12 protein-coding genes and 1 pseudogene are annotated in these 15,949 nt (G+C 70.1%); 8 read left to right on the forward strand and 5 right to left on the reverse strand.

The genetic code is table 11. The features are described from left to right. The first annotated feature begins 2 nt into the window (after positions 1–2). Positions 3–986, forward strand: coding sequence for a PHP domain-containing protein (locus tag A4R44_RS20210; protein ID WP_067582825.1), 984 nt, complete (start codon positions 3–5; stop codon positions 984–986). Here the strand turns inward: A4R44_RS20210 and A4R44_RS20215 are convergent. After that, positions 952–1,590 (reverse strand): L,D-transpeptidase, encoded by a 639-nt coding sequence (locus A4R44_RS20215; protein WP_232791684.1) that lies wholly within the window; start codon positions 1,588–1,590, stop codon positions 952–954. The two genes, A4R44_RS20210 and A4R44_RS20215, sit on opposite strands and share 35 nt — an antisense overlap. Positions 1,591–1,868: 278 nt before the next feature. On the opposite strand from A4R44_RS20215, the gene A4R44_RS20220 reads away from it, so the two are divergent. The 3 genes from A4R44_RS20220 (at position 1,869) to hrpA (ending at position 7,373) form a co-directional block, all read left to right on the forward strand. Beyond that, the gene (locus A4R44_RS20220) at positions 1,869–2,186 is read left to right on the forward strand and encodes a hypothetical protein (protein ID WP_067582828.1); all 318 of its coding nucleotides are present in this window, start codon (positions 1,869–1,871) and stop codon (positions 2,184–2,186) included. Positions 2,187–2,227: 41 nt separating this feature from the next. Beyond that, on the forward strand, positions 2,228–3,421 hold the full coding sequence (locus A4R44_RS20225; RefSeq protein ID WP_067582831.1) for a cation:proton antiporter: 1,194 nt from the start codon (positions 2,228–2,230) through the stop codon (positions 3,419–3,421). 76 nt (positions 3,422–3,497) lie between these two features. Then, complete coding sequence (gene hrpA, locus A4R44_RS20230) at positions 3,498–7,373, forward strand: ATP-dependent RNA helicase HrpA (protein ID WP_067582834.1); 3,876 nt, start codon at positions 3,498–3,500, stop codon at positions 7,371–7,373. Positions 7,374–7,376: 3 nt separating this feature from the next. On the opposite strand, the gene A4R44_RS20235 is transcribed toward hrpA, so the two are convergent. Both A4R44_RS20235 and A4R44_RS20240 read right to left on the reverse strand, forming a co-directional pair. After that, complete coding sequence (locus A4R44_RS20235) at positions 7,377–7,775, reverse strand: hypothetical protein (protein ID WP_067582837.1); 399 nt, start codon at positions 7,773–7,775, stop codon at positions 7,377–7,379. Between the two features lie 152 nt (positions 7,776–7,927). Further along, positions 7,928–9,622, reverse strand: a complete 1,695-nt coding sequence (locus A4R44_RS20240; RefSeq protein WP_067583025.1) for a bifunctional 3'-5' exonuclease/DNA polymerase — start codon at positions 9,620–9,622, stop codon at positions 7,928–7,930. Between the two features lie 253 nt (positions 9,623–9,875). On the opposite strand from A4R44_RS20240, the gene A4R44_RS20245 reads away from it, so the two are divergent. After that, complete coding sequence (locus A4R44_RS20245) at positions 9,876–11,510, forward strand: acyl-CoA synthetase (protein ID WP_067582841.1); 1,635 nt, start codon at positions 9,876–9,878, stop codon at positions 11,508–11,510. A 6-nt stretch (positions 11,511–11,516) separates the two neighbouring features. Here the strand turns inward: A4R44_RS20245 and A4R44_RS20250 are convergent, their stop codons facing one another. After that, the gene (locus A4R44_RS20250; RefSeq protein WP_232791685.1) at positions 11,517–12,206 is read right to left on the reverse strand and encodes an ATP-binding cassette domain-containing protein; all 690 of its coding nucleotides are present in this window, start codon (positions 12,204–12,206) and stop codon (positions 11,517–11,519) included. Further along, positions 12,203–13,141, reverse strand: coding sequence for a hypothetical protein (locus A4R44_RS20255; protein WP_067582844.1), 939 nt, complete (start codon positions 13,139–13,141; stop codon positions 12,203–12,205). Before A4R44_RS20255 ends, A4R44_RS20250 begins: the two co-directional genes overlap by 4 nt. 429 nt (positions 13,142–13,570) lie before the next feature. Here A4R44_RS20255 and A4R44_RS20260 point away from each other — a divergent pair, with 429 nt between their 5' ends. The 3 genes and pseudogenes from A4R44_RS20260 to A4R44_RS20270 all read left to right on the forward strand — a co-directional run bounded on the left by A4R44_RS20260 (position 13,571) and on the right by A4R44_RS20270 (position 15,936). After that, a complete protein-coding gene (locus tag A4R44_RS20260) occupies positions 13,571–14,326 on the forward strand; it encodes an SDR family oxidoreductase (RefSeq protein ID WP_067582847.1) in 756 nt (251 codons plus the stop codon). 13 nt (positions 14,327–14,339) lie between these two features. Further along, positions 14,340–14,996, forward strand: a complete 657-nt coding sequence (locus A4R44_RS20265; RefSeq protein ID WP_067582850.1) for a histidine phosphatase family protein — start codon at positions 14,340–14,342, stop codon at positions 14,994–14,996. A 9-nt stretch (positions 14,997–15,005) separates the two neighbouring features. Beyond that, positions 15,006–15,936: pseudogene (locus A4R44_RS20270) on the forward strand (SMP-30/gluconolactonase/LRE family protein). Positions 15,937–15,949: the final 13 nt, after the last annotated feature.

Consider the following 15,949-nt stretch of genomic DNA (forward strand, 5'->3'; position numbering starts at 1 on the left):
TCATGGACCCGGCCCGCGCGCTGCGCGACATCGCCTTCCAGCTTGAGCGCGCCGGTGAACCGACTTACCGGGTGCGCGCGTTCCGTCAGGCGGCCGCGGTGGTCGATCGGCTCTCCGAAGACGAGCTGTCGTCGCGCGTCGGTGCGAAGACGCTTCAGGCGTTGAAGGGGATCGGCAAAGCCACTGCTGGGGTCATCGAGGACGCGTGGCACGACCGTACGCCCGCGTACGCGGCGAAGCTGCCCGAAAGCAAGCTGCCATCCGGCGGTGCGCTGCGTACCGCGCTTCGCGGCGACTGTCACACGCACTCCGACTGGTCCGACGGCGGCAGTCCAATCGCCGAGATGGCTGAGACGGCACGCGAGCTGGGGCACGAGTGGATCGTGCTCACCGACCATTCGCCGCGGCTGACCGTCGCGCGCGGCCTGTCTCCAGAGCGGCTGCGGGCGCAGATGGACGAGGTCGCGCGGGTGAACGAGCAGCTGGCGCCGTTTCGCCTGCTGCACGGCATCGAGGTCGACATCCTCGACGACGGCGCGCTCGACCAGACCGGAAAGCTGCTGGACCGGCTCGACTTCGTGGTGGCGAGCGTGCACTCGAAACTGCGGATGCCCGCGCGGGAGATGACGCCGCGGATGCTGGCCGCCGTCGAGAACCCGCACGTCCGCGTGCTGGGCCACTGCACCGGACGGCTGGTCGGCGGACGCAGCAGGCCGGAGTCGCAGTTCAACTCGGAAAAGGTGTTCACCGCTTGCCGCGAGAACGGCGTGGCGGTGGAGATCAACTCGCGGCCGGACCGGCTCGACCCGCCGATGCGGTTGCTGCGCCAGGCGGTCGAGCTGGGCTGTGAGTTCGCGATCGACAGCGACGCGCACGCGCCCGGCCAGCTGGACTGGCAGGCTTACGGCTGTGCGCGCGCGGAAAAGGCGGGCATCGGGCCGGACCGGGTCATCAACACGCGGACGGCCGATCAGTTATCGCGATGACGGGATTCCGTGCGGGATCGAGCCAGCGAAGGACGGCGACGAGGTCCTCGGGGGCCAGAGCGACACAGCCCGCGGTCGGTCCGCCGGTGGCCACGTGCAGGAAGAACGCCGAACCGGCACCGGGCACGACCGGCGAGCGGTTGTAGTCGATCACCACGGCGTGCGCGTACGCCGGACCCGCCGCGCCGAGGTTCTCTCCGGCGGTTTCGTCGAACGGGCCTGCGACGCCTCGGTAATGCGTGTTGTAGAGCGGGGAGTGCGCATCGGACACCCACCAGTCCGAAGTGGTCACTTGCCGGTAGGGGAGCCGGGTGCCGGGGTTCGGGGCGATGCCGAAGGCTTCGGTAAGCGGCCAGGTTCCGGCCGGGGTACGGGAAAGTCCTTCGCGTGCAACGCCGATTCTTTGCGCGCCGACTTCGGCCGGGTACGGGCCGAGTGCCCGTGCCCAGCCGAAGTCGGCGTGGTCCCACGCGGACGCGGTGTGTGTGGTGACGGTGAGGAGCTGCTGGGGGGCATCGAGAGGTGGCATGGGGCTGAGGGCCGGAAGCTCGGTGGAGGCAGCCGTGAGACCGGCGACCAGCGTGGGCCGCATCGTCTTGCGCATGAGGGGAGTCCCTTTCCTCGGTGCGTAGGCAAGGCGGCCGGACCGGTTCCGGGTACTGCTGTGGCGTAGCGCGACGATAACCGAGCGTGAAGCGGCGAGACAAGGGATGTGCCGAGGTTTCCCGGACATGGACCTTGATGGTCCACTATGGACAACAAAGATTGCCTGGAGAAGGCCGAAAAGCGGACCGGGTCACGGGATCCGGCAGCAAACGGTCCACTATGGACTCAAAGTGGAGTGCCCGGCACACGTTAAAGACATGGTAAACTCGCCCCGAGATGACGACTGCCGCCGCCGCTTCCGCGCCGCGGCACCGGTCCATCCTCGTCGTGGCACTCGCCGCGCTGCTCCTGCTCGGGGTGGCCGTCCCCGGTCCGGGGCCGGCCGGCCCGCGTCCGCACGACCCCGAACCCGCCCTGGTCCAGGAACAGGGCCCGCATCTCGTCGCCGCGCATCCGCTGCCGCTCGCCGACGCCCCCGGCGAGATCCGCCTCGCCCGGCCCGGCTGGTGCACCGTCCCGTTTTCCGCCGCGCCGCCGGTCGAACTGGACCGCGCGCCCGCGCCCGCCGCGGCGCGGGCTCCTCCCGATCGCTGAGTACTCGTTCGCCACCTGTACCCGGCTCTTAAGAGGATTTCATGAGCAACGGTCATGCTTTGCTGGCCGTCGGCGGCGCGTTTCTCGCCGCCGGCGCCCTCGCCCGCGTCGGCGCCCGGATCGGGCTGCCCACGATTCCCCTGTTCATGCTGGCCGGTTTCGTCTTCGGCCCGCACACCCCCGGACTGTCCCTTGTGGACGATCCGGCCGAGTTCGGCGTGCTCGCCGGGCTGGGCCTCGTGTTCCTGCTTTTCTATCTCGGCTTGGAGTTCTCGCTCGACGACCTCGCTCGCGGCGGCGCCAGACTCGCCTGGGCGGGGCTGGCCTACCTCGTGCTGAACATCGGCGGCGGGCTCGCGTTCGGCTTCGCGCTCGGCTGGGGCACGCGCGAGGCGCTGGTGATCGCCGGCGCGATCGGCATCTCCTCCTCGGCCATCGTCACCAAACTGCTCCTGGAAACCCGGCGGATGAACAACCGGGAATCCCGCCTCATCATGGGCATCATCGTGCTGGAAGACCTCTTCCTCGCGTTGTACCTGGCGTTGCTGCAGCCGGTGCTCAGCGGCGCGGACGGCTTCGGCGCGGCGCTAGCCGACTTCGGCAAGGCGTTCGGCTTCCTGCTCGTACTCGCCGCACTGGCGCGCTGGGGCGGACGGCTGGTGTCGCGGCTCTTCGGTTCGGCGGACGACGAACTGCTCACCGTCTGCTTCGTCGGCGTGGCCGTGCTCGGTGCCGCGGCGGCCGAGGAGGTGGGCGTGTCCGACGCGATCGGCGCGTTCATGGTCGGCATGATGCTCGGCAATTCCAAGGTCGCGCCGCGGGTGCACAAGCTGGTGCTGCCGTTGCGGGACGCGTTCGGCGCGTTGTTCTTCTTCATCTTCGGGCTGTCGATCGACCCGGGCGCGGTCGGCACGGTCGTCCTCCCGGTGCTCGCCGCAGTCGCGCTGACGCTGGTGCTGAACCTCGGTGCTGGCGCGTTCGCCGCCCGGTTGCACGGCTTCGACCGGCAGGAAGGCGTGAACATCGGGCTGACCGTGCTCACCCGGGGCGAGTTCTCGCTGGTCCTGGCGGCGATGGCGACCACTGCCGGGCTCGACTCGCGGGTGGCCCCGTTCGTTGCCGGATACGTGCTGCTGCTGGCCGTGATCGGACCGCTCGCCGTGCTCCGTTCGGACCGGCTGACCTGGCTGCTTCCGGCCAAGCTCGTGCGGCCGCGCCCGGTGCCGGTGCCGTGAGCCGGGGACACCGGGCTGTCGCTCCCGGCATATTCGGAAGCCACGGCGGTCACGCACGGCTATCCTTGGTCCAAGTATGTCCACTCCAGCCCCCTTCGCAGAGCTGCGCGCCCAGCTGCCCGAATTGATGCTGCGCGACGAGCACCGGCTCCGCCGTCGTCTCGACGGCGCGCGCCGGTCTCGCGACAAGCAGCAGACTGCCGAGCGCATCGCCGCCGACGTGGAAACGGCGCTGCTGCGCGTGCAGCAGCGCCGCGAAAGCGTGCCGAAGATCGAGTACCCCGCCGAGTTGCCGGTCAGCAGGCTCAAGGATGAGATCGGCGACGCGATCCGTGATCACCAGGTGGTGATCGTCGCGGGGGAGACCGGGTCGGGCAAGACCACCCAGCTGCCGAAGATCTGCCTGGAGCTGGGCCGCGGCGTGCGCGGGCAGATCGGGCACACCCAGCCGCGCCGGCTGGCCGCGCGCACGGTCGCCGACCGGATCGCCAGCGAGCTGAAGACCGAACTGGGCGACACGGTCGGCTACAAGGTCCGGTTCACCGACCAGTCCGGCCAGGACACCCTGGTCAAGCTGATGACCGACGGCATTCTGCTGGCCGAGATCCAGACCGACCGGATGCTGCGCCAGTACGACACGCTGATCATCGACGAGGCGCACGAGCGCAGTCTCAACATCGACTTCATCCTCGGCTACCTCAAGCAGCTGCTGCCGCGCCGTCCCGACCTGAAGGTGATCATCACCTCGGCGACCATCGACCCGGAGCGGTTCTCGCGGCATTTCGCCGACGCGCCGATCGTCGAGGTCTCCGGCCGGACTTACCCGGTCGAGGTGCGCTACCGCCCGCTGGCGGACCCGGACGAGCCCGAGGGCGACCCGGACCGCGACCAGACGCAGGCGATCGCCGAGGCGGTGCGGGAGCTGTCCGGCGAGGGCCCCGGCGACATCCTCGTGTTCCTCTCCGGCGAACGCGAAATCCGCGACACCGCGGACGTGCTGAACCGGCTGGAGCTGCCGAACACCGAGGTGCTGCCGCTGTACGCGCGGCTGTCCGCGGCTGATCAGCACCGCGTGTTCCAGCGGCACACCGGACGGCGGGTCGTGCTGGCCACGAACGTCGCCGAGACGTCGCTGACCGTGCCCGGGATCAAGTACGTGATCGACCCGGGCACCGCGCGCATCTCGCGCTACAGCCACCGCACGAAGGTGCAGCGGCTGCCCATCGAGGCGGTTTCGCAGGCGTCGGCGAACCAGCGCAAGGGCCGGTGCGGGCGTACCTCGGACGGCATCTGCATCCGGCTGTACTCCGAGGAAGACTTCGAATCGCGGCCGGAGTTCACCGATCCGGAGATCCTGCGGACGAACCTGGCGTCGGTCATCCTGCAGATGACTTCGCTCGGCCTCGGCGACATGAACGCGTTCCCGTTCGTCGAGCCGCCGGACCGCCGCCAGGTCACTGACGGCGTGCAGCTGCTCCAGGAACTCGGCGCGTTCGAGACCGGCGATTCCTCGAAGCTCACCGAAGTCGGCCGGAAGCTCGCGCTGCTGCCGGTGGACCCGCGGATGGGCCGGATGGTGCTGGAGGCCGCGCAGAACGGCTGCGTGCGCGAGGTGATGATCATCGCCGCCGCACTGTCCATTCAGGACCCGCGCGAACGGCCCGCGGAGAAACAGCAGGCCGCCGACGCGCAGCACGCCCGGTTCGCCGATCCGACGTCGGACTTCCTCTCCTATCTCAAGCTGTGGGAGTACGTCAGCGAACAGCAGAAGACGCTGACCGGCAACCAGTTCCGCCGGATGTGCCGCACCGAGTACCTGAACTACCTGCGGATCCGCGAGTGGCAGGACATCTTCGGCCAGCTGCGCCAGCTCGCCAAACCGCTCGGCATCACGCTCGCCACCACGCCCGCCGAACCGCAGCACGTGCACACGGCGCTGATTTCCGGGCTGCTGTCGCACATCGGGCTCAAGGACCCGGCGAAGGGCGACTACCTCGGCGCGCGTGGGGCCCGGTTCTCGGTGTTCCCCGGTTCGGCGCTGTTCAAGAAGCAGCCGCGCTGGGTGATGTCGGCGGAACTGGTGGAGACGTCGCGGCTGTGGGGCCGGGTCAACGCGCGGATCGAGCCGGAGTGGGTCGAACCGCTCGCGCAGCACGTCGTGAAGCGCTCGTATTCGGAGCCGCACTGGGAGCGCAAACAGGGCGCGGTGATGGCGACCGAGAAGGTGACGCTGTACGGCGTGCCGCTGGTCGCCGACCGGCGGGTGAACTACGGCCGGATCGACCCGGAGATCTCGCGCGCGATGTTCATCCGGCACGCGCTGGTCGAGGGCGACTGGCATACGAACCACCGGTTCTTCGCCGAGAACCGCGCGCTGCTGGACGAGGTCGAGGACCTGGAGAACCGCGCCCGCCGGCGCGACATCCTGGTGGACGACCAGACGCTGTACGAGTTCTACGACGCGCGCGTGCCCGAGGACATCGTGTCCGTGCGGCACTTCGACAGCTGGTGGAAGAAGACGCGGCGAACCGAGCCGGACCTGCTGTCGTTCGAGAAGTCCATGCTCATCAACGAGATCGCGGGCGCGGTCCGTGAATCGGACTACCCGGACTCGTGGACGCAGGGCACGCACGTTTTCAAGCTGACCTACCAGTTCGAACCCGGCGCGGACGCGGACGGCGTGACCGTGCACATCCCGCTGCCGGTGCTGAACCAGGTGACGCCGGACGGTTTCGACTGGCAGGTGCCCGGACTGCGCGGCGAACTGGCGACGCAGCTGATCAAGTCGCTGCCGAAAACGTTGCGGCGCAACTTCGTCCCGGCTCCGGACACGGCTGCCGACGCGTTGACGCGAATGTCCCCTTCGGACGGTCCGCTGCCCGACATCCTCGGCGACGAGCTGCACGCCATGCGCGGCATCGACATCCCGCATTCGGCGTGGGACCTCTCGGCGGTGCCGGACCACCTCCGGATCACCTTCCGCGTGGTGGACGAGCGCGGCAAGCGGGTGGCCGAGGGCAAGGACCTCGACGAGCTGAAGCGCCGTCTCGCGCCGCGGGTGCGGGAGACGATTTCCAAGGCTGCCAACAGCATTGAGAAGGCCGGGCTGGTGCAGCCGTCGTTCGGCGAGCTGCCGAAGGTGTTCGCGTCGACCCGGCGCGGCCACGATGTGAAGGCGTATCCGGCGCTGGTCGACGAGGGCGCGTCGGTGGCCGTTCGGCTGCTCGACACGCCTGCCGAACAGCACCACGCGATGTGGTCCGGCACGAGGCGGATGCTGCGGCTGAACTTGAACTCGCCGATGAAGTTCATTACGCGGTCGCTGTCGAACTCCTCGAAGCTCGTGCTGAACCGCAACCCGCACGGCAGTGTCGCGGGCTTGCTGGAGGATTGCGTCGACTGCGCGGTCGACGCGCTGATGGCCGCAGCGGGCGGCCCGGCCTGGGACGAGGCGGGTTTCGCCGCCCTGCTGGAGAAGGTGCGGGCGGGGTTGAACCCGAAGGTGCTGGAGGTGCTGACGGAGGTCGAGCGGATCCTGCGGGCGGCCATCGACGTCGAAACGCGCCTGGCTGACACCCGCGGCCCGGCCGAGTCGCTGGCGGACATCCGCCGTCAGCTGGACGGTTTGGTGCACAAGGGCTTCGTGACGGAGACCGGAGCCGATCGGTTGCCGAACGTGGTCCGGTACTTGCGCGGCATCGAGCGCCGGCTGGAGAAGCTGCCGCTGGAGCAGACGCGGGACCTGCAGCGGATGGCTGACGTCGCGTGGATCACGAAGGAGTACGAGGACGCGGTGGCCACGTTGCCGCCGGGGACTTCGTCGCCCGCGCTGGCAGAGGTGCGGTGGATGATCGAGGAGCTCCGGGTGAGCTTCTTCGCGCAGACACTGGGGACGGCGCGTCCGGTGTCGTTGAAGAGGATCACTAAGGCGTTGGACGAGGCGCTCGCCTGAGGATCATTTCACCAGGAGCGTGACGGTGGCGGCGCTGGCTGAAACCGTGCCCGCGACGGCGGACAGCGAAGCCGCCACTCCGTTCACGTTGCCGAGCATTCTCCGGAGCGCTTTCGCCGGTGCTTGCTCCTTGAACGCCATCGTGAGCTTCTGCCATTTGTGCTGCCGGATATGGCACCCGAGGAGGATTCCGTTGGCGTTGTTGCGGCAGAACTCGTTTGCCCGGGTAGGCGCGCAACACCAGGTCGGTGCCTGAAAGAGGCCGTACAGCACTACGAAAGCCGACAGGATCGCGATGGCGCCCGGCCCGATCGCCGGGACCGCCCACAGAGCGATGACCGCGATGAAAGCCAGAAAGCTCCAGAGGCTGCCGATTTTCTTCTTCCTTTTTCTCCCCGCCATGGAGCACGAAGGTACTGATCATCGGCTCCTGATGGATAGCGCCTTTGCGGTGGAATGCGCCGCGGTGCGCACCACCGACGGCAACACCGCGCTCCGCCAAACGGATTTACCGGCGTCACCCAGGTGGTTGAGGGGAAAGCTGAGTCAGCTGATCACTTCGCCTCCGCATAATTGTCCACCGATTTCGCGGCCATGGGAAATCGCACCGGACACGCCTCCCCGAAGACCAGCCGGGCCGCCTCCTGGATCGCCGACTCCACGATGGCCGCGACCTCGTCCGCCAGCTCCGCGGGCGCGTGCACGATCACCTCGTCGTGCAGGAAGAACACCAGATGCGCCGGTTCGGGCAGCCGGCCGCGCAAAGTGGCCAGCAGGACCGCCGTCAGGTCGGCCGCGCTCGCCTGCACCACGAAGTTCCGTGTGAACCGTCCCCAGCTGCGCGATGCCCGCCGCGCGCGAGTTTCCGTCGCCTCGTCCTCGGTGAGTCCGCCGGTCAAGGCACGCCAAGCGGCAGACGGAGCCGGAGAAGTACGGCCCAGCCGCGACCGGACCCGTTCGCCCCGTTCGCCCGCCGCGGCGGCGTGTTCCACATAGGACACTGCGTCCGGGAAACGCTGGCGCAGCAACGCAAGCAGCGGACCGGCCTCGCCGGAGGTGCCGCCGTACATCGCGGACAGCATGGCGATCTTCGCGCGGGAACGGTCGTCTCGCGTGTCTCCGGGGCGGAGCGGTACGTAGCGGGTGCCGGAGAACAGCGCTTCGGCCAGCCGGGCGTACAGATCGGTGGCCGCGGCGACTTCGGCCAGCCGGCGGTCGCCGGACAGGGCGGTGAGGACGCGCGGCTCCAGTTGCGCCCCGTCGGCGACGACGAGTTTCCAGCCTGGATCCGCGGACGCGCACGAGCGCAGCGCGCGCGGGATCTGCAGCGCCCCGCCGCCCCTGGTGGCCCAGCGGCCGGACACCACGCCGCCGACCACGTAGTGCGGCCGGAAACGTCCCTCGGAGACCCATTCGTCCAGCCACGCCCAGCCGTTGGCCGAGTGCAGCCGCGACAGTTCCTTGTACTCCAGCAGCGGCGCGACCGCGGGATGGTCGATGTCCTGCAGCAGGTACTTCCGCGCCGCCGGGACTTCGATGCCCTCCCTGGCCAGTGCGCGGACGACGCTGGCCGAAGAGTCGGGATTGACCGGCCGTCCGCCGAGTGCCGCGGAGATTTTCGCGGCGAGCTCGACGAGAGCTTTCGGGCGTTGACCAGCGGGTACGCGCGGTCCCAGACGTTCTTCCAGCAACTGCAGGTGCCGGTCGGCGCGCCAGGGCAGCCCGGCGGCGGAGATTTCCGCGGCGGCCAGCGCGCTGGCCGATTCGGCCGCGAGCAGCAGCCGCATCCGCGCGGGGGCCTCGGTGGCGGCGATGCGTTTCTCTTGGGCGGCCAGCACCCGCCGGGCCGCGGCGACGACGGTGACTCCCGGCGGCAGGCCAGGGCCGCGCGGGGAGAACAGGGTCGGCTGCGCGTCTTCGCCGAAGGCCGGGCCGTCGTCGGGCGGTTCTTCCCCGTTCGCCCGCGCCCACGCTGCCCGCAAACTGCGCGATTCGCCCTCCCTGCCCTCGTAGGCGAGCAGCAGTCCTTCGGCGAGCGAGAGGTCGTAGCACCGGCCCAGCCGCACGCCGGCCTCGATCAGCGTGGGATAGCTCTCCTCGGCCGAGGGCAGCACCCAGCGCGGGCTTTCGGCCGCCTCGAGCCGGCGCACCTCGTCGGCCCAGTCGGCGCGCGAAAGCCCGCGGAGGGTCCCCGAGGGGCCCTCGATCGTGTAGCCGGAGTCCTCCTCCCGGCCGGTGATCACCTGCACCGTCACATTGTGCGGACCGGCACCGACAATTTCCGCGCACCGGGTGCCGGGACGGTCCGTGAAGGGCTCCTTGACGGACTCGGATTCCCTCAAGGGGTCCGTCACGGACGGTCCGTGACCGGTGCCGGAGATTTCCTCCCCGGCCGGGCACTGGTGCGCGGCCGGGCCTTGCTTTACTGTCGAGTAACTCCCATACCGGCGGTACGGAGGCCGTCGGCGTGGGCGCTCCCGCCGCAGCAATGGAGGTGCCCGGATGAGTGTGGCCGAGCTGGCCGGCCAGGTGGCAGGCAAGCTGACCGAGACCGTGCGCAGCGTCGAGGTGATGCGCCGCGCCGGGCTGGTGCCGTTTCCCCGGCTCGACGAGGGCCTGCGGTCCCTCGTCGCGATCCGCAAGTACGGCCCGTTCGCCGGCGCGAACCACATCGCGGCCCGGCGCGACGCGACGGCCGTCGGGATCGTCGACGACCTCGGCCCGCTCACCTTCAAGCAGCTCGACGACCAGTCCAACGCGCTGGCCCGCGCCTGGTCGCAGCGCGGACTCGGGCCCGGTTCGGTGATCGCCGCGCTGTGCCGCGACCACCGCGGGCTCGTGCTCACGATGGCCGCCTCGGGCAAGCTCGGCGCGCGGCTGCTGCTGATGAACACCGGGTTCGCCACACCGCAGTTCGCCGACGTCGCCAAGCGCGAGGGCGTCACCGCGCTCGTCTACGACCAGGAGTTCACCGGCCTGCTCGACGCGATCGACGACAGCGCCGGCAAAGTCGACCGCTATCTGGCCTGGGTGGACGAACCGGGCGGGCACGAGATCCCGGTGCTCGCCGAGATCATCGCCAGCACCGACGACCGCCCGCTGCCCGCGCCCGTCAAGCCCGGCGGCTTCGTGCTGCTCACCAGCGGCACCACCGGCACCCCCAAGGGCGCGCCGCGCCCGCACACGTCCCCGCTGGCGTCGGCGCAGTTCCTGGACCGCATCCCGCTGCGCGCCGGCGAGGCGACTTACCTGGGCGCGCCGCTGTTCCACGGCACCGGGCTGTCGCAGTTCATCCTCAGCTTCGCGCTCGGCTGCACGGTGGTGATGCGCCGGAAGTTCGACCCGGAGGCCACGCTGAAAGGCGTCGCCGCGCACCGCTGCACCGCGCTCGTGCTGGTGCCGACGATGCTGCAGCGGATCGTCGACCTGCCGAAGGAAGTCCGCGACCGTTACGACACCTCGTGCCTGCGGATCGTCTTCGTCGCCGGGGCCGCCCTTTCGCCGGATCTCGGCAACCGGGCGAACGAGGAATTCGGCGACGTGGTGCACAACCTGTACGGCTCCACGGAAGTCGCAGTGGCGACGGTCGCGACGCCGGAGGACTGGAAACGCGCGCCGGGCACGGTCGGCCGTGCGCCGGTCGGCTGTCGCGTCGCGCTGTACGACGAACGCGGCGCCAAGATCACCGAGCCGCACGTGACCGGGCGAGTGTTCGTCGGCAGCGGGCTCAGCTTCGGCGGCTACACCGACGGCCGCAACAAGGAGATCATCGACGGCCTGCTCTCCAGCGGCGACGTCGGCCACTTCGACGAGGACGGCCTGCTGTTCATCGACGGCCGCGACGACGAAATGATCGTCTCCGGCGGCGAGAACGTGTTCCCGATCGAGGTGGAGAACCTCTTGGTGGAGCGTGATGACGTCCTTGAGGCGGCGGTGGTCGGAGTCGAGGACCAGGACTTCGGCGCGCGGCTCAAGGCGTTCGTGGTGCGGACCGAGGGCTCGACGCTCGACGAGGACGGCGTGCGCGAGTACGTGAAGGCGAATCTGGCGCGCTACAAGGTGCCGCGGGATGTGGAGTTCCTGGACGAGTTGCCGCGCAACGCGACCGGGAAGGTGTTGCGGACCAAGCTGGGCTGAGCGCGGTCAGGGGAAGAAGCCCCGCACGTAGGGATCTGCGAGGGCGTGGATTTCGGCGGGGGACCCGGCGGCGATGGTACGGCCGTCGCGCAGGAACACCATCGCGTCGGCGACCCCGGTCTCCGTCAGCAGGGCGCCGTCGTGGGTAATGGCCAGCACGCCGGCACCGGTGCCGGCGTAAGTGCGCAGGCTGGCCCACACCTCGTAGGCGGTGCCTCGGTCGAGGGAGGCGCTGGGTTCGTCCACCACGAGCAAATCCGGTTCGGACAGCAAGGCCGCCGCGAGCGCGGCCCGCTGGATCTGCCCGCCGGAATGCTGATGCGGCAAGAGATCCAGCGTCTCCACGGGATAGATCGCTGCCTTGCAGGCGTCCTCGACGCTGCGGCCTCGAAAAAGCTGCTGACGCTCGTCCAGCTGCGCGCCGACGGTTCGCTCCGCGGCGAACGCCGTGGCCCCGGCCTGCGGCACCAGGCCGACGGTGCCGTGAACGCGTACCTCCCCGGTGCTGCGCGCAACCGAAGGAAGCGAGCCCGTCAACGCCGCCGCGACCATGGATTTGCCGCACCCGGATTCGCCGAGCAACGCGGTGACCCGCCCCGCTGGCACCGCGAGGCACACCGAGTCCAGCACCGTCTCGCGCCACCGCTGCGTGTCGACCAGAACGGTCAGCTCCCGCGCCTCGGCTGCCAGGCTCACGGACCCCAGCCGATGCCGAAGATCCCCGGCCCGAAGTCCAGTGCGATCGCGTGCACGCCGTTGCCGCTGTCGAGCCGGAGCCGGCGCCGTGCGGGTGCTTCGTCGGTGGCGTTCGCGTACTGCCAGCACCGGGCGGGCACCGCGATCGGGTCGAAGCGGATCTCCAGCAGGTACTCGCGGACCGGGCGGCGGAATTCCCGATAGTGCGTGGCCCGGCATTGCGGATACGGCGGCCCCGAGTTGCGCAGGGTGTATTCGATGAGGTGCGTCTCGCCGCGTTCCAGCGCGCGGTCGAAGAGCAGTTCGGCCACCAGGATGCCGTGGTCGTCGTCCACTTCGGCGCGGCCGACGCGGCAGTTGCGCACTGGCCGCAAGTCGGGCACCGCCGTCGCGTCACCCTGTGCGTACACCAGCAGCCAGCGGTCCTGACCGTCCGCACCGGACTGGAACACCGCGCGCGAGGTGACCGCGAGCTGGCCGCCGTCGGCCGCGATGTCACAGCGGTCGTGCAGGCCGATCAGCTTCAGCTGGTGCTGCTGGTCCAGCGCGTCGGGCGCGCCGACGCGTTCCAGCAGCGGCTGCAGGATCTCGCGGGTGAAGGTGACCGGTTCCTCGCCCGCCCGGTCGCGTCTGCTCGCGCCGCGCGGACGGGGCGGCGGCAGCAAACCGAGCAGCGCGCCGTCGGGGACGCCGAGGATTTCCTCCAGCACCCGCACCGCCGAGAGCGATCCGGCTCGTTCCGGCTGGCGTTTGCCCGATTGCCAGTAGCTGAGTGCGGTGACGCTGACCGTCGCGCCTCGCGCGCGCAGCCGTGCCTGGATCCGGTCCAGGGAAAGCCCGCTCGCTCCGATCGCGGCGCGCAGCGCGCTCGCGAACGCGGTCCGGGCACCTCCGTCGGTGTCCGGACCGGCGTGGTCCGCATGCCGCTGCGTCATGTCCCGCCGCCCGCCCCCGCTGGTAACCGACCGTGCCGAGCCCGACACAGGCACGGTAGCAGCCGCCCGGCCAGGTTGTACCGCCGTGCCATTCGGACGAACGGGCTAGTACTGGCAACTGGGAACCATTGCCGTGACCTGCGCGGTCGCGCTTCCATGGCCAGGACGGAACGCGCCGCCCCCGGCGCGTCCGGAGCCTCGGCCCCGGCAGCGCGGACCGCGCCCCGCGCCCGGCCGGCGGCCGCGCCCGGAACCGGTGGCCCGGCATGCCCCCAGAGGCCGGGCCACCGGTCATCCGCGCCGGATCCGCATGGCTGCCGCCGCACCGGGCGGCACCGGGACAAGTGCGAAACTCCTTCGGCTTCATCTCGGGTCTTCGACGGGGTCACACGGGCCGCAGGTGCGGTTACCAGCGGGTAGGCTCCAGGCATGGTCTTGCGGCAGAACATCCTGATCACCGGAGCCAGCTCCGGTCTCGGCGAGGGAATGGCCCGGCAGTTCGCCGCTCGCGGCCGCAATCTCGCGCTGTGCGCCCGGCGCACCGACCGGCTCGACGACCTGGCCGCGCAGCTGCGTGCCGCGTACCCGGGGATCACCGTCGGCACGCGCGCGCTCGACGTCACCGACCACGACCGCGTCTTCCAGGTGTTCGGGGAATTCCGGGCGGAACTCGGCAGGCTCGACCGCGTGATCGTCAACGCCGGGCTCGGCAAGGGGCAGCCGGTCGGCGCGGGCCGGTTCGACGCCAACCGGCAGACCCTTGAGACCAATCTCGTCGGCGCGGTGGCCCAGATCGAGGCGGCGGCGGGCATCTTCCGCGAGCAGCGCGACGGGCATCTCGCGGTGATCTCGTCGTTCATGGCGCTGCGCGGTTTTCCCCGGAACCTCACCGCGTACTCCGCGTCGAAGGCCGGGATCTCCGCGTTCGCCGACGGTGCGCGGCTTGAGCTGAGCAGCCACGGCGTCACGGTCACCGACGTGCGGCCCGGCTACATCAGCTCCGAGATGACCGCTCGCTCGACCAAACGCAATCCGCTGATGGTGTCGGCCGAAGCCGGTGCGCACGCGCTGGTCAAGGCGATCGAAGCGGAACCGAAGCGCGCGTACGTGCCTTCGTGGCCCTGGGTGCCGCTGAGTCTCGCGGTACGCTTGGCTCCTGGCCGGTTGCTGCGGATGTTTTCCTGACGGGACGGCATAAATGGGTGCGATTTACCTGATCCGGCACGGCCAGGCGTCGTTCGGGGCGGCGGATTACGACGCGTTGTCGCCGCTGGGGTTCGAACAGTCCACAGTGCTCGGCGCGGAGCTGAAACGGCGCGGCGTCGAGTTCGCGCAGGTGCGCTCGGGAACGCTGGCCCGTCAGCGGGACACGGCGGCGACGGCGTTGAAGGCCCTCGGCTGCGACGTGCCGGTGGTCGAGGACGAACGCTGGAACGAATACGACCACGTCGACATCGCCGCGCACCACGCGGGCGGTGCGCCGCAACAGGATTCGCGCGAGTACCAGCGGTTGCTGGACGCCGCGCTGACCGAGTGGGTCGACTCCGGCGACAGCGGCCCGTGCACGGAAAGCTGGCCTGCTTTCCTCGGCCGCTGCACGGCGGCGCTGGCCGAGCTGGCCGGTTCGCTGGGCAAGGGCGAGAACGGGCTCGTGTTCACCTCCGGCGGTGTGCTGGGCGCGGTCGCCGGATCGTTGCTGGGCACGCCAGGACCTGGGCTGCTGAAGCTGAACCGCGTCACCGTGAACACCGGCATCACGAAACTGACTTCCGGCCGCGGCGGCGTGAACCTGTTGTCCTTCAACGAGCATCCGCATCTCGAAGGCGAGAACGCGCGGCTGCTCAGCTACCGGTAGGAGGCCGGCGTGCGGTTCGGTGAGGTCACGATCGTGCCGGTGAACGGGCACGGTCCGGAAGACGTGGTCGTGGACGCCGAGGGCCGGGTCTACACCGGCGTCGACGACGGCCGGATCCTGCGCGTTTCGCCGGACGGACGGCGGATCGACCAGATCGGCGACACCGGCGGCCGCCCGCTNCCGCCCGCTCGGGCTGGAGCTGTACGGCGACGACGAGCTGCTGATCTGCGACGCCCGCTCCGGCCTGCTGACCATGCCGCTGGCCGGCGGCGAGACCACGACCCTCGCGACGTCGGGTGCCGGGCTGGACTTCGTGTTCTGCAACAACGCCGCGGTCGCCGCCGACGGAACGGTCTACTTCACGGATTCCTCGCGCCGCTTCGGCATCGACAACTGGCGCGACGACCTCATCGAACAGACCGCGGGCGGACGGCTGCTGCGCCGCACGCCGGACGGCCGCATCGACCTGCTCGCCGACGGTCTCCAGTTCGCGAACGGCGTCGCGCTGCCGCCGGACGAGTCCTTCGCGGCGGTCGCTGAAACCGGCGCGTGCCGGGTCAGCCGGATCTGGCTGACCGGCCCGCGCGCGGGCGACCGCGACATCCTGATCGACGACCTGCCGGGCTTCCCGGACAACATCGCGACCGGTTCGGACGGGCTGATCTGGATCACCGAGGCCAGCCCGCGCATCCGCGCCCTCGACGTCGTGCGCCGCCTGCCCGCGGCGGTCCGGACGGCGGTGCGCGCGTTGCCGGATTCCCTGCAGCCCGCCCCGAAACGCCGGGTGGGCGCGGTCGCGGTCACCCCGGAGGGCGCGGTGGCGCGGGAACTGCGCGGCGAGATCCCGGGATTCCACCTGCTGGTGGGCATCCGCGAGTATCACGGCCGGTTGTGGTTCGGGTCCCTGGAAGAGAACGCGATCGCCTACACGGATCTTTGACCAGTTTCTTGAC

This window comes from Amycolatopsis sp. M39, assembly GCF_001651785.1.
Lineage (GTDB): Bacteria > Actinomycetota > Actinomycetes > Mycobacteriales > Pseudonocardiaceae > Amycolatopsis > Amycolatopsis rubida.